Genomic DNA, 228 nt, shown 5'->3' with positions numbered 1-228 from the left:
ATTTTAATGATTGACGCCATAGTCGTTTGTTAGGTAAGTATTGGGGTACATATCGAGCGCAATTTATCAATTTTAGAGTTAAGTTCAGCAGTTAAATCAACTGGTTGTTCTAGTTTACTTTTATCTGCATTAACGAACATTTCTCGAACCGAATCGCTGATTGCAGGGTGACGGATTGCGACGTCATAAAATTGAACATCATACAATGGCTGACTCTTACTTAAATCA

Annotated in this window: 1 protein-coding gene; it reads right to left on the bottom strand. The window is 36.4% G+C overall.

The window, feature by feature from the left end; translation table 11 throughout:
• Positions 1–29 precede the first annotated feature (29 nt).
• Positions 30–228: hypothetical protein (locus tag SB753_RS42365; RefSeq protein ID WP_410805871.1), on the bottom strand; the 199-nt coding region annotated here is incomplete at its 5' end.

Origin of the sequence: Paraburkholderia sp. SIMBA_053 (assembly GCF_046534895.1) — a bacterium.
In the GTDB taxonomy this organism is placed as follows: domain Bacteria; phylum Pseudomonadota; class Gammaproteobacteria; order Burkholderiales; family Burkholderiaceae; genus Paraburkholderia; species Paraburkholderia caledonica.
The sequence above is the reverse complement of the archived record's forward strand: the minus strand, read 5'-3'. Positions and strand labels throughout refer to the sequence as shown.